Origin of the sequence: Chryseobacterium sp. BIGb0232, from assembly GCF_024810195.1 — a bacterium.
Taxonomy (GTDB): domain Bacteria; phylum Bacteroidota; class Bacteroidia; order Flavobacteriales; family Weeksellaceae; genus Chryseobacterium; species Chryseobacterium pennae.
The window spans coordinates 311,832-324,935 of record NZ_JANUEH010000003.1 but is presented as its reverse complement, the minus strand read 5'-3'; the positions used below and the strand labels follow the sequence as shown (position 1 = coordinate 324,935).

General features: G+C 39.2%; 6 protein-coding genes. All 6 read left to right on the top strand.

Features of this window, described 5'->3' with window-relative positions; all coding sequences use genetic code 11:
• Positions 1 to 109: 109 nt before the first annotated feature.
• The 6 genes from M2372_RS10970 to M2372_RS10945 all read left to right on the top strand — a co-directional run bounded on the left by M2372_RS10970 (position 110) and on the right by M2372_RS10945 (position 13,097).
• Positions 110 to 670, top strand: coding sequence for a GNAT family N-acetyltransferase (locus M2372_RS10970; protein WP_115968861.1), 561 nt, complete (start codon positions 110 to 112; stop codon positions 668 to 670).
• A gap of 111 nt (positions 671 to 781) precedes the next feature.
• The gene (locus tag M2372_RS10965; RefSeq protein WP_123319324.1) at positions 782 to 1,321 is read left to right on the top strand and encodes a class IV adenylate cyclase; all 540 of its coding nucleotides are present in this window, start codon (positions 782 to 784) and stop codon (positions 1,319 to 1,321) included.
• 297 nt (positions 1,322 to 1,618) lie between these two features.
• Positions 1,619 to 2,902, top strand: coding sequence for a deoxyribodipyrimidine photo-lyase (locus M2372_RS10960; RefSeq protein ID WP_123319323.1), 1,284 nt, complete (start codon positions 1,619 to 1,621; stop codon positions 2,900 to 2,902).
• 18 nt (positions 2,903 to 2,920) lie between these two features.
• Entirely contained in the window at positions 2,921 to 3,949 is a 1,029-nt protein-coding gene (hemH, locus tag M2372_RS10955; protein ID WP_123319322.1) for a ferrochelatase, read from the top strand.
• A 64-nt stretch (positions 3,950 to 4,013) separates the two neighbouring features.
• A complete protein-coding gene (locus M2372_RS10950; RefSeq protein WP_123319321.1) occupies positions 4,014 to 4,694 on the top strand; it encodes a MarR family winged helix-turn-helix transcriptional regulator in 681 nt (226 codons plus the stop codon).
• A 918-nt stretch (positions 4,695 to 5,612) separates the two neighbouring features.
• Positions 5,613 to 13,097 carry a SpvB/TcaC N-terminal domain-containing protein gene (locus M2372_RS10945; protein ID WP_185018794.1) on the top strand — a complete coding sequence of 2,495 codons (7,485 nt, stop codon included), beginning with the start codon at positions 5,613 to 5,615 and terminating at the stop codon, positions 13,095 to 13,097.
• Positions 13,098 to 13,104: the final 7 nt, after the last annotated feature.

The window sequence follows — 13,104 nt, the reverse complement described above, 5'->3', positions numbered from 1 at the left end:
TATCCTTCTTGTTTGTTTTCAAAAGTACCTATTATGCGCAAATTTAGTCAATGTACTTTTGTGAAGTCCCTTTTATCTTTGCGTTGTAATAATTTAAAAAGATAATGTTATGATTTTAGAAACAGAAAGATTGTTTTTACGTCCATTCAGGGAAGCAGATGCTGCAGATTTATATCATTATGCTAAAGATGAAAGAGTAGGACCAATAGCTGGTTGGCCACCCCATGCAAGTGTTGATCAAAGCAAAGAAATAATCAATACCATATTTGCACAAGATGGAGTATTTGCCATTACACTCAAAGAAGACGATACTGCCATTGGAATGATTAGCCTGATTATAGGAGAAAAAAGTAATTTCCCAATAACAGAAGCAGAAGCTGAGATTTCCTATTGGATTGGAGTACCATTTTGGGGAAAAGGGATAGTGCCGGAAGCAATTCGCGAGGTAGTACGTTTTGGTTTTGAAGATCTAAGATTGGTGAATATCTGGAGCGGATATTATGATGGTAATGTGAAATCTCAAACGGCACAAGAGAAATGTGGATTTAGACATCATCATATTGAAGAGACCAGCCAAAGTATATTTATAGATGAGGTTCGTAAGGAACATATAAGCCGTTTGACAAAGGATGAATGGACAATGGCAGCTTACGGAACGGTATCCTTCTAATGGAGTCGGATTCTTGTAGCTGCTTGACATTACAAAACTTATTTCTACGAGGAAGGATAATATGTTTTTTCTTGAATATGAAACTCCGTTTAAAATGAATATTGTGACAATATGAAAATAAAGAATTTTGAATTTAAAGCAAAAGTGGAAGAGCTTGAAAAATATCAGGATCAGATTCTTAAACTAAATCCTATTGACTTTGGGACAGAACATCAGATAGAGACTTACTTTAATGCTCCAAAGGGAAGATTGAAATTACGTGAAATTAAAGGAAAAGAAAGTAAGCTGATCGATTATCACCGTGAAAATACTGAGGGAAGTAAAAAGTCTGATGTTCTTCTCTATAAACACAGTATGAATGATACTTTAAAACAGATCCTTTCCAATCAAATGGGAGTAAAAGTAATTGTTGATAAAAAAAGAAAAATATACGGAATAGATAATGTAAAGTTTCATTTTGACACAGTTGAAGATCTTGGAACCTTTATTGAGGTAGAAGCAATAGATGAAACAGAAAAGTTCAACTTAGAGGAATTGAAAAAGCAATGTGATTTCTATTATGATTATTTTAATATTCATCTATACCAGGTAGAAAAGTTGTCCTATAGCGATTTACTTATTGATAAATTAGAAAAAAGTCGGAACGCTTAAAAGTAGTATTGGTCATCTCTAATGTTTTGGATATGATTGATTAGATATGGAATAGGTTCAAAGCAGGGAGACTTATACAGAAGGAGAACTGTTTGATGTTTAGTTTATTGATCACATACTTTAAAATGCTTTAACTCTTGTATTGAATTTTATCCTCTTATTGAATAAAGAACATTAATACACTAAATTATTTTTATTTCAAGTTAATTTGGTTTATTAATGTTCTTTATTTTGTTTTAAATAGTATATTTGTATTCATTTTGATTAACGAATATTTATATTTTTAAAAGAGAGGTCATGAATAGAGTGAATGTTTTTTGGTTCAGGAGAGACCTTAGGCTGGATGATAATATAGGGCTTCATCATGCCCTTAATGCCGGGAAAAATGTTGTTCCCATTTTTATTTTTGATACAGATATACTGAATCAGCTTCAGGATAAAAAAGACAGAAGGGTAGATTATATTCACCAGGCTTTACAACGTATTCATAGCAGATTGAAAAAGCATAACAGTGGACTTCATGTTTATCATGGAGATCCAATAGACATTTTTAAAAAAATAGCAGAAGATTTTACTGTTGATACTGTATTTAGTAACAGGGACTATGAGCCACAAGCCATACAGCGTGATCGACAGGTGGCTGAACTATTGTCAAAATATCATATTCAATTTAGGAACTTTAAAGATCAGGTCATATTTGAAAAAAATAACATCCTTAAAAATGACCTTTCTCCATATACTGTTTTCACTCCTTACTCAAAGAAATGGAAAGACAATTTGGGAAATGTAGAATCCGTTACAACAAATTGGGAGTTCTTTGCAGATTATGACGGAGCTTCAGGTGTTATTTCATTAAAAGAAATTGGATTTGAAAAAACGGATATAGAGTTTGTAGAGCCTAAATTGGAGATGGATATCATAGATACTTATGGAGATTACAGAGACTTCCCTGCAATGGATCGTACTAGTCATCTCGGGATTGCGCTTCGCTTTGGAACAATTTCCATCAGGAAATGTGTACAATATGCTGTTAAACATAATGAAGTATGGCTTAATGAACTCATCTGGAGAGAGTTTTTTATGCAGATTCTGTATCATTATCCAAGTGTTGTACACCATTGTTTTAAAAAGAAATATGAGAATATTTCCTGGAGAAATGATGAAAAAGAATTTAAGGCATGGTGTGAAGGTAAAACAGGATATCCAATTGTGGATGCTGGCATGAGAGAACTCAATGAAACCGGGTTTATGCACAATAGGGTAAGAATGATTACAGCCAGTTTTCTTACTAAACATCTTCTCATTGACTGGCGGTGGGGAGAAGCCTATTTTGCAGAAAAACTCTTAGACTATGATCTGGCAGCTAATAACGGGAACTGGCAGTGGGCTGCAGGATGTGGATGTGATGCAGCACCTTATTTCAGGATATTCAATCCCTATGAACAGACTAAAAAGTTTGATAAAGATACTCAGTATATCAGGAAGTGGCTTCCTGAAGATTATAACGAAAACCCCATTGTAGAGCATACAAAAGCCAGAGAACGGGCATTGAAAGTTTATAAAGAGGCATTGGCAGAATAACAAATAAAATAAAAAAAATTGGCTAACAAAGGAATTTTATTAATCAATCTTGGCTCTCCAAGATCAACCGCGGTAGAAGATGTAAAAGAATATCTGGATGAATTCCTGATGGATGAGAAGGTAATTGATTATCGGTGGATTTTCCGGGCACTTTTGGTTCAGGGAATTATTTTAAAAACCAGACCTGCAAAATCAGCGGAAGCTTATAAAACGGTATGGACAGACGAAGGGTCTCCTCTCATTGTCATAACGAAAAAGATACAGCAAAAGCTGCAAAAACTTGTTGATATACCAGTTGAGATCGGAATGAGATACGCGGAACCAAGCATTGAAACAGGCATCAGGAATCTTGTTGAAAAAGGAATTACAGAAATTGTATTGTTTCCTCTTTATCCACAATACGCAATGAGTACTACAGAAACGGTTATTGAAAAAGCGGAAGAAATCAGAAAGAAAAAATTTCCTCATGTCAGGATCAATTATATCCAGCCTTTTTATAACCGGGATCTCTATACGGATTGTCTTGCAGAAAGTATCCGTGAGAAACTTCCGGAAAAATTTGATGCTTTGCTGTTCTCTTATCATGGAGTTCCTGAGCGGCATATTTACAAAACAGATAAGACAAAGACATGTAATATGAATGACTGTTGTTATAAAGATACCTATCCCAGTCATTCATTTTGTTACCGTCACCAGTGTTTTAATACTACTGAGCGGGTGATCAGAAAACTTGGATTACCAAAAGATAAAGTCATTGTTTCTTTTCAGTCCAGATTAGGAAAAGATAAGTGGATAGAACCTTATACAGATCATACATTAGAAACAATACCCGGTAAAGGAATTAAAAATCTTGCCATTGTTTGTCCGGCATTTGTCTCAGACTGTCTTGAGACGCTGGAAGAGATTTCCGTTGAAGGGAAAGAATCATTCCTGGAATCAGGTGGTGAAAAATTCACCTATATTTCCTGCCTGAATGATGAAGACCGTTGGATTGAAGTTATTCGGACTCTGTGTGAAGAGCAGCTTAATCAATTCTATTTAGTATAGTTTTGAGTATATATTGGCATTATTTTTTAAGAAATTAGGTATTTTTGTAGACGATTTGAAACGAATGAATTATACGCTTATTAAAGACTTCATAGACCTGCTGCAGGATTTTGAAACGGAAGCCCGTACTTGTCCTGATGTGTACCCGGGAACCATTCAGGGGTTTAAAGCATGGATTTCTGATAAGGAGAATGCCGGGGAAGTAGCTCATTCTGAAGAACCTTATTGGGAAGGTAAGGAGAATGGGAGAACTCCGGAAAGCGCAATAAATACATTGCTTGTTCATCTTAACCGGTATGCGAAAACCTACTCAAAGTCTGCCATTTCAGATTCTGAATTTTCTACTCAGGAAGACTTTATTTATTTAATTAATCTGAAAGCTTTTGGAGAGATGAGCAAGATGGCTCTGATCAAGAAAAATATTCAGGATAAACCGGTAGGTATGCTTATCATTGCAAGGCTGCTACGTCAGGGACTTATTGAGCAGATGGATTCTGATACAGACAAACGCAGTAAATTAATCCGTATTTCAGAAAGGGGACTGATGATTCTGGAAAAGCAAATGGATAAGATCCGCCAAGCTACTAATATTGTTGCAGGAAACCTTAATCATAGCGAAAAGATGGAACTTATACGTATTCTTAATAAACTGGATCAATTTCATTATCCCATTTTTTCACGGAATATCAATTCTGAACAGCTTATAAACACAGTGTATGATGAGTATTCATTTAAAGATCAGTAGCATAAATTTCTCGCTGAATTTATCTTAAAAAAGAACTGTATTAAAAGACTTAATTAATCTATTAAATAAATCGCTAACTGTATTCAGTTGGCGATATTTTTTTGAAAATAAATGAACAATGAAGAGAGGATGTTTATTTGATCGGTGAGAATAGCTATAAGAGATTTATGTTTATTTTGTATTAATTATTGATTACATGTAAAAAAACGGTATCATAAATTAGGTATTGAGCTTAATTTATATTGTTTTGAACCTATTATTTTTATCCCGTAATATTAATCCATAAAAATAAACTAATAACTATGGGAAATTTTGCATCATCTAGAAACTTAGGTAATGGATATCCAACCCTATAGGCCCTCAGCGATCTGATATTCAGGACATCATGAATCATGCTTGTTTCTTGGCAGAAGGTCAATGAAAAGAAGCAATAGAAAATAATTCTTATGACTATACTCTCTCCGTTCCGAAACCCATGGAGCTTATATATTGCTAAAGAGAGAAAACTATAAAACTACACCATAGAAAACAGGGAAGCTGAAAACTGTTCAGAGATGGTGAACCATGGATTATGACCTAACGCCAGAAAACCAATTCAAATACTAATGTTCCTTTATTGCCGAAAGTATCTATTGTTTTTCTATTTCAATTGGTATTAGTTGCTACAGAGATTTCTTCGCAAATAGGTGTTTATACGTAACTGTAAAATAGGTATTTACACTCTATTTAATGCTTTTTTTTGTGCATATCTTTAAGGTATATAATTGTTTATGAAGTTATTTTGTTTGCAACCCAATATAGTGGTCTAACTTACTTGATCGCAAGGAAGAAAATGTAAATTTTTTGTTTGGGTTCTATTTGTTTTAAGTCGTTCTGCATTTAAACGTGTTTTAATTGCAATCAGTCAAAATGATAATTATGGAAAAAGTATCGATCTCTGGTACTTCTCTGCCCGGTGGAGGAGGAGCAATAAAAGGAATAGGTGAAACATTTCAGCCCAATTCATTTTCAGGAACCGCAGCCTATACAATCCCGGTTCCCATAACGGCTGGCCGCGGGTTAGCACCTTCCCTTTCGTTGGCCTACAATTCCGGATCGGGTAACAGTATCTTTGGTGTAGGCTGGGATGTCGAAATCCCCGAATTTACAATCCGAACCGAAAAAGGAATCCCCAAATATGACGGAACCGATATTTTTCTCTATTCCGGAAAAGAACTGGTACCTAGAGAAAATGCGACCCGCACTGAAACCGATCAACAAGGTGATATATGGAGTATTTGTATTTATTTTCCACGTGTGGAAGATGATTATTCCCGTATCGAATATCATAAAAACCAAACCACTGGAGAGAGCTTCTGGCGTACATTTGCAACCAATAATACGGTATCGGAATATGGATCCGTTCCTGAGGCACGTGTTGCCGATCCCGATGATGCGGCCCGGATTTTTAGTTGGCAAATTGTTTCGATAATTGATCCCAAAGGAAATAAAGTTCAGTTTCGATACCAACGGGAAAACGGTCAGGAAACCGGAATTTTAAACCGAGGCGCCTTTACACGAAATTATATTGACCGTATTTTTTACGGCAATTATTACAATACTTCCAAAGAAGAAAAATTTGCCTTCGAAGTTATTTTTGACTACGGATCGCATGAACTGGATAATTTAACAACAACTGCGGCTGACCCCTATGCTGAGGTACGTCCGTGGGCATGCCGACCGGATCCGTTTTCTTCGTTTAGAAGTGGCTTCGAATTGCGCACTTATCGCAGGTGCCAAAATATACTGTTGTTTCATCATTTTGAAAACGAAAACAACGGAAATCCTTTTCTGGTAAACCGTTTGCAACTTGCCTATTATGATACAACGGATTATAGTAAGGTACCGGATCAGACCGCAGTGATTTCCTGCCTGAAAAAGGTAACCATTACCGGATGCAGAATTCAAAGTGACAGCAGTTACGAATTATTAGCAAAACCTGATCTGGAGCTTACTTTTTCGGTATTTGATGTGGCACCAACTGCAACGTTTAGTACATTAACTGTTGCTGATAATGGGACTATTCCCGGAAAACTTGATACAGGCGATTTTCTTCCGGTTGATTTAAATGGCGCCGGTTTACCCGGCATTTTATATACCCGCGATAGAGGATCGTTTTATTACAATCCGAAAGGAAGTGGCCATTATTCAGAACCAGAACTCGTACCAGATTTTGCAGTGGGTGATTCGGGGGTCATTACCGATTTACAAGGGAATGGAATTAAAGACCTGATGGTAAGCAGTCCCCCCGGATATTATACCAATACCGGACAGGGCTGGGAACCGTTCCAACCTTTTGAACAATATCCAAGCGCATTGGCCGGAACGGAATCGGTGGATTTGAGTGGGAATGGTAAATCGGATTTTTTAGTGGCTTCAGACGATTATCTGACGGTTTATCCCGGATTGGGAAACTTTGGATATGGCGAACCGCAACAAGTACCGGCGCCTGAAGGGTTCCCGTTACAAAGTCAGAATTCCGGAAAAACATCGGTCACTTTTGCCGATTTGTTTGGTGACGGATTACAGCATCGGGTTGCCGTGGCAAACGGAACGGTTTATTGTTGGCCTAACTTAGGATACGGTCGGTTTGGACAACGTATCCAATTAATAAATGCGCCATATTTTGAAACCGGTTTTGATGCTTCCCGATTTTATTTTGCCGATCTGAATGGAACCGGTACTATGGATATTGTATATGCATTAGGCAATACGGTTCAGCTATTTATCAATAAAAGCGGAAATAGTTTTTCGGAAGCCATTACTATTACTTTACCGGAATCGTTCGATCCGTTAGATAGCCTTCATTTTGCTGATATATTGGGAACAGGAACGAGTTGCCTGGTTTTTTCGAAACTAACCGATACGCCAAGGCATTATTACCTGAATTTTTCGGGAGTCGATCCGCAGGATATCGCTATGGTAACATTAAAACCCTATTTGCTTACCGAAACCAATAACAATACCGGTAGCCGAATGGCTTTGCATTATTCCAGTTCGGTGCGCTTTTATCTGGAAGACGAACAGGCCGGAAAACCCTGGAAAACCCGTTTGTTTTTTCCGGTCCAGGTTATCGACCGCATTACGCAGACGGACGCTGTTTCAGAATCTTGCTACGTTCAGGAGTTTGGTTATCACGACGGATATTATGATCCTGTGGAAAGAAGTTTCCGCGGATTTGGTTTTGTAGAATCATGGGATACACAAACCTACGAAGTGTTTACCGCGACCGTTCAGAACCAGGAGTTCCCAGTAAACGAGATCAATAAAGAATTGTTTGTCCCTCCGGTATACACCAAAAAATGGTTTAATACAGGAGTGTTTGAAAGTTATGATGCATTACAGGAGCAATACCGGGCTGATTTCTTTAAGGGCGATGCTAATGCCTACGATTTTCCGGACAATGTGTTTGCTACCGATATTTATACTGCCAATGGCAAAACGTTTCGGGAAGCTTTTGTAGCCTTAAACGGAAACCGTATCCGGACAGAAGTTTACGGATTAGATGATCAACCCGAATCGAGTGTGCCTTATGCGGTAGAACAAGCTAATTATGCCGTGGCTTTGATTCAGGCGGCATCCGATGAAGAGCATGCTATTTTCCGCGTCGATCCACGGGAACATATTGCTTATCATTACGAACGCAACGCAAACGATCCGCGGGTAGAACAACAATTTACACTCGAAGTAGATCCTCAAAGTGGTACAGTAAAACGCGCATGTGTCATTTATCTGCCGCGTCGTACACCATTAACTAACAGCGTTTCGTTATATCCAGAACAGCAACAACTCTTGGCGACTTTTACAACGACTGATGTGATCAGTGCTGACGAAAACGAAATGTATTGGATGGGAATCGTAGGCCAGGAGCAGGCGTTTCAATTGTCGGGCTTTGCCCTGGAAACGGGTAAGGAATACATGGATTTCGATTACTGTAATCACCTCATAGAAGAGGCACTACAAAATATCATTCCTTATGGAGTATCACCCGGAGAAACAGTTGCAGCCTTACAGCTTTCCTGGACCCGCAATTATTTCTGGAATGAAACACAAGATAATTTTTTACCATTACTCACAATCGCCTCACGGGGATTACAGGCGTATACTGCCACAGCACAATTTACCCAAAATTATATCGATTCAGCCTATAAGGGGAAATTAACGAATGATGTTGTTACCAATGCCGGATTTGTTTTCGATAAAGAAACGGGCTATTGGTGGAACAACGGAACGGTACAAACTTATTTTAAAGCCGATACACCGGAGTTGTTTTTTTTGCCTAATGAAGTGATCAACCCTTTTGTTGCAGCCGATTCAGAATTGTCGGTTTGCGGGAAGATCGGCTACGATGCACCGTATAACATTCAGGTGGTGGAATTAATAGAATATATTGATCCCGATAACGACATCAAAAACACACAGCTACTCACACTAGATTATCATACCTGTACACCCAAACAGTTGGTGGATATTAATGGTAATGTGTCGCAGGTACTTTACGACCCGTTAGGACAGGTGCGTGTTTCATCTCTATTCGGAATTAAAAATGGTGATTTGGAAGGCAGCATGCTCCTGTATCCGTACGGCGGTTTTCCGGCAGCATATCAAACACGAACAACAGCACCGGATGGAGCACCGATCACAATACAATCGGTTTTAGACCAACAGGACTACTATATGCAAGGCGCCTTGACTTACTTTTTCTACGACGAGTACAACTGGACCGATCGTAAACAACCGTTGGCGGCTATATCTTTATCGGCAACCAATTTTATTCATAAAGGTGCTGAAAATTCAGAATGTCGCATCCGGATTGAATTTTCAGATGGTTTTGGCCGGATTATCGAACAAAAAGAATTAGTCGACCCGGGATTGGCTTATGTCGACAATAAACTGGTTGAGGTCGAAGAACGCTGGAATACGTCCGGCCGAACCGTATACAATAATAAAGGACTAGTAGCACAACAATACCTGCCTTTTTTTAGTGAAACTTCCGATTACGAAAATCAGCAGACATTGATTGATGAAGGGAATATGCCTCCTCCTTCGGTAATGCATTATGACTCTCTCGGTCGGTTAATTCGTACCGACGATCCGAAAGGTTTTTTTTCACAGATCACTTTTACCGCCTGGGAACAGAAAACATACGATGCAAACGATACGGTATTGGATTCGGATTATTATAAAACGTTTATGGCTAATTATCCGGCCAATCCGACTCAGGAACAGCAGGACGAAAAAAATGCTTTAGATAAGGCAGCCAAATGTTATAATACACCCACAACCGAGGTTTTCGACAATACCGGAACGCAGTTTTTGCTTCAGACAAACAATCTGGGAAAAGTTACTGCTGCTACATTCGACGCCATTGCCATCGGATCCGGCAGTACGAGTGCCGAGATTGTACAGGCTTTGGTTACTGCCGGTTATATTACTGCCGAAGGATGGCTTACCGCAATTTTTACACCCTATCAACTCGGATTTGAATTGCAGTTGGCTCCGAAATTCAATGGTATAAAAGAACAGATTACCCTTATCTTGTTGCAAGGTGTATTAACATCTTACTCGGAAACCGATATACAAAGCCGGGTGCTAATACAAATAGATCCACGCTTGTATTACACGAATGCGACTACGGGTACAGATTATATTAATCAGCGCAACACCTATCAGATGAACGAAACAAGTGCGCTGATCACCGAAAGTGCAGATGCCGGAATGGAGTTTCATTTTAACAATATCATGGGGTTGTTATGTTGGTCGTGGACACCAAGAATGTATAACCAACGCATTACTTATGATCGTTTACAACGTCAGAAAACTCTACGGGTTAAGCGATATGTTGATGGCGACCCGATTGTTCCGGTCGATCAATATCCTTTAGTAGAGGTGTGTACTTATGGCGAAGAAATTCAGGATGCCGCCTCGTTAAACCTCCGCGGAAAATTGTACGAACAAAAAGATTTATCGGGAATTTTAACGTTTAACAGGTATGCACTTACCGGACAATCAATTTCGAAAAGCCGCCGGATGACTACCGTTTATAAAGATGCTATCGATTGGAACGATCCGGCAAAGGTTCCTTTAGATCCCAAGACTTTATCACTCGAACAAATCTATAATGCTGTAGGCGATTTACTAACCGAAACAACAACCGATGGTACTGTAACACAACGCGGCTATTCGAAATCGGGCTTACTGGCAACGATCGATCTGAAATTACCGGACGGAAAGTCAAAACCGGTTATCCAACGAATTGAATATAACGCTTCAAACCAACGAAACCGGATTGTTTTTGCCAACAATTCATCAACGGTTTGTACTTACGAAGCGACTACACAGCGATTGATCACCCTTAAAAATACCCGATTGGTAACTTTGGGCGAAAATCCGCTGTTGCAAAACATAACCTATGTATACGATCCTGTGGGTAATATTACAAGATTACGGGATTTAAGTAGGGATACTATTTTTTATAACAATCAGAAGGTGGTGCCGCTATCGGATTATACCTACGATATTTTATACCGTTTGTTGGCGGCAAACGGCTATCAGCATCCTGGAATATTAGCCAACACCTATCAGAATAACGTGGTGAACAACGACTTTAAACAAAGTAAATTTTCGGTTGCACCTTCTGATTATGATAAACTGGAAAACTATAGTGAAAGCTATACCTACGATAATTCCGGAAACCTAACTCAGTTAAAACATATTGCCAAATCGGCCTCCTGGACCCGCGATTTACCGGTTGAGGTGGATTCCAATCGTTTAACCGGTATTACGTACGACGACTCCGGGAATTTGCGTCAGATTATGATCAATAAACCCGTGGCGCTGGATTATAACTGTTGCGAAAATCTGGTGCGCGCCGCTATTATTACCCGCCCGGAAGAAGAAGATGATGCCGATTATTATGTATACGACAGTGCAGAACAACGCACACGAAAAGTGAGCGAAAGAATGGCAAACGGAGGTACTGTAAACATGATGGAAAGTACGGTATACTTTGGCAACTACGCCTTAAAACAACAGCAAACAGTTACCAATAATACAACGACCACCACCTTAGAACGCGAAACCTTACGCATTATGGATGGCGAAACCTGTTTATTGATTATGCATTACTGGAAGCTCGACGACAATAAAAAGGAAAAACAAACCGGCGACCGCTCATTCCGATGGCAGCTTTGTACCAAACTGGATTCCGTAGCGGTTGAAGTCGACGATCAGGCACTGCTGATTAGTTACGAAGAATATTTCCCATATGGCGGAACGTCTATTATTGCAGGTCCGAATCAGCAGGAAGTGAGTCTTAAAAACTACCGGTATTCCGGAAAAGAACGGGACGATACTACCGGATTATATTATTACGGGCATCGCTACTATGTTCCCTGGCTGATGCGCTGGAATAAACCCGATCCGGCCGGTGGCGTCGATGGTCTCAATTTATATGCTTTTTGTATCGGTAATCCGGTTAGCATGAAAGATGCTGACGGACTAAGTGCAAGTGGTAAGGGAGGAGCCGCAAAAAAAACAAAGAAAAAAAAGGCTTCTGCATTAAGCGACAGCTCGGGAACCGATGCAGATGATGAATCGGATGGTGGAAAGTCGCTTAAAAAACCCAGATTGCTGAAGGTTTCCAAAAAGATTCGTAAAGAAAAAAGTAAGAGGTTGAAAGAAAAAATAGCTTCCAGGCATGGTGGCAATATGAAATTAGCCAAACGTGTCCATCAGTCCAATTTATATACAGGAGCCACCGAGGAGATTGTCGCTCCTAATAAAGGGATGAGTCCCGAACGGTTACTGGTTCGCCATTTATCGACGGCTCTTTTGGCTCAAAACGAGGAGTTTACCGAAGTGCAGGCAGCAATCAATCATACTGAAAAAACGATTTATGTAGCCAGCAACAAAAAGCAAAATGAACTCAGTACATTATTGTCAGACACCCTTAAAAATTTTACCATTCCGGATAAAAAAAACTATTCAGGACGTGTAGCTCGACATCTGGGTAAACTGGAAACCGAGATCAACGGAGCGTATCAAGATTATAAACTGGAATTTGTTAAAGGACATGAAGAACAACATGCCGAAACCAAAATTGTGGAAGCCGGAAAACAATTCAATTATATCGGCGGTACACGTCGACCTTGTCTGGCTTGTAGTCTGTTTTTCCAGATTCATAGTATTGCTACCACATCCTATGGTCAGCACCCTGGCGCTTATTGGGATTCTGTAGCGGCACTTCTTTCGTTGAGCCCTTATCAGGAACACCTGAGTCTGACGACCTATGCAGGAATATATTATAAAAATTTCGGGGTATCTGCCAGTCATGTACACGATTACGATACCGATAGTGAATAATGATATT

Bases quoted from the DNA above. Each gene is read 5' to 3' on its own strand.
- M2372_RS10970 (WP_115968861.1), top strand. From the start codon at position 110: ATGATTTTAGAAACAGAAAGATTGTTTTTACGTCCATTCAGGGAAGCA.
- M2372_RS10965 (WP_123319324.1), top strand. From the start codon at position 782: ATGAAAATAAAGAATTTTGAATTTAAAGCAAAAGTGGAAGAGCTTGAA.
- M2372_RS10960 (WP_123319323.1), top strand. From the start codon at position 1,619: ATGAATAGAGTGAATGTTTTTTGGTTCAGGAGAGACCTTAGGCTGGAT.
- M2372_RS10950 (WP_123319321.1), top strand. From the start codon at position 4,014: ATGAATTATACGCTTATTAAAGACTTCATAGACCTGCTGCAGGATTTT.
- M2372_RS10945 (WP_185018794.1), top strand. From the start codon at position 5,613: ATGGAAAAAGTATCGATCTCTGGTACTTCTCTGCCCGGTGGAGGAGGA.